Source organism: Mycobacterium sp., from assembly GCF_049281135.1.
GTDB lineage: Bacteria > Actinomycetota > Actinomycetes > Mycobacteriales > Mycobacteriaceae > Mycobacterium.
In genome coordinates this window covers 1-1,572 of the sequence record NZ_JBAPRN010000389.1, presented here as the reverse complement: position 1 = coordinate 1,572, position 1,572 = coordinate 1, and the positions used below count along the sequence as shown (strand labels likewise).

General features: G+C 70.2%; 2 protein-coding genes and 1 pseudogene. All 3 read left to right on the top strand.

Annotation, left to right across the window (positions count from 1 at the left end):
* A partial coding sequence (locus WAN02_RS15620) for a hypothetical protein (RefSeq protein WP_422265111.1) occupies positions 1-559 on the top strand: 559 nt, incomplete at its 5' end.
* Positions 556-1,473, top strand: a complete 918-nt coding sequence (miaA, locus tag WAN02_RS15615; protein ID WP_422265110.1) for a tRNA (adenosine(37)-N6)-dimethylallyltransferase MiaA — start codon at positions 556-558, stop codon at positions 1,471-1,473. The genes WAN02_RS15620 and miaA, both read left to right, overlap by 4 nt.
* 7 nt (positions 1,474-1,480) lie before the next feature.
* Positions 1,481-1,572: pseudogene (locus WAN02_RS15610) on the top strand (diaminopimelate epimerase); the annotation flags it as partial.

The window sequence follows — 1,572 nt, the reverse complement described above, 5'->3', positions numbered from 1 at the left end:
CTGGATCGCGGTCGGAGTGGGCGACTCTGACGGCCTGGTCGGCCAAGATGCCGTCGGGACTTTCGCGGGATTCGGCGTCGACGTGCCGGTGCGGCTATCGCCGGAGGCCACCGGGCGGCCGGTCGAGCTGCCGCTGTGCGCGCTGATCGCCGGCTGGATCCGGGCCCAGGCTCAGCCGGACACAGCGGTGCAGGTCCGGGTCTTTGCCGACAGCCACGACACCGCGACCGCGGTGGACCTGGGCAGGCGGTTGCGCAACGAAATCGGCCAGTCGACCGAGCCGACCGGGGTGCTGATCGTCGCCGACGGCGCAATCACGCTGACCCCGTCGGCCCCCGGCGGTCACCAGCCCGCCGACATCGATGTCCAGCGCGCTCTCGCCGACGCGCTGGCCTGCGGCGATCTGGCCGGGTTGACCCGGCTGCCCGCGCAGATTCGTGGACGGGTGGCCTTCAGCGTGCTGGCCGGTCTGGCTGAGCCGGTACCGCGGTCGGCCAAGGAGCTCTACCGTTCGGAGCCTTACGGCGTCGGGTACTTCGCCGGCGTCTGGCAGCCGTGAGGCCATTGGCGATCGTCGGGCCGACCGGTACCGGCAAATCGCAACTGGCCCTTGACGTCGCGGAGCGGCTCGGCGGACAGACCGGTGCGGAAATCGTCAACGCCGACGCGATGCAGTTCTACCGCGGGATGGACATCGGCACCGCAAAACTGCCCGTCGCACAACGCCACGGCATCCCACATCACCAGCTCGATGTCCTCGACGTCACCGAGACCGCGACCGTCGCGCGTTACCAGCAGGCCGCCGCTGCCGACATCGAGGCGATCGCGGGCCGGGGGAGGGTTCCGGTGCTGGTGGGCGGGTCGATGCTGTACATCCAGTCGCTGCTCGACGCATGGTCGTTCCCGGCGACCGATCCGGCGGTACGCGCGAAATGGGAACAGCGGCTTGCCGAGGTCGGCGCCGGCGCCCTGCACGCCGAACTGGCCGATCGCGACCCAGCGGCCGCGGCATCGATCCTGTCGACCGACGGGCGGCGCATCGTGCGGGCGCTGGAGGTGGTGGAGCTCACCGGCCAACCGTTCGCGGCGTCGGCACCCGTCATCGGCGCACCCCGGTGGGACACTGTGATCATCGGATTGGATTGCGACACAGAGCTTCTCGATCAGCGACTGGCACAGCGCACCGACACGATGTTCACCCAGGGTTTGATCGACGAGGTGACCACATTGCTCGGCCGTGGCCTGCGCGACGGCGTCACCGCGTCCCGGGCGCTGGGCTACGCGCAGGTTCTCGCCGACCTCGATGCGGGCGGAGACGGCGACGCGGCCCGCGAGCCGACGTTCATCGGCACGCGCCGCTATGTGCGACGGCAGCGGTCGTGGTTTCGCCGCGATCACCGGATCCACTGGCTGGATGCGACCGCGGCCGGTAACGCCGACGCGGCGTTGCGGACGTGGCGGCACGTATCCTGAGCAGGTGATCCGCTTCGCCAAAGGGCATGGCACCCAGAACGACTTCGTGCTGCTGGATGACCCGGATGCCGCGCTGCAGCTGACGCCGGCGGTGGTGTC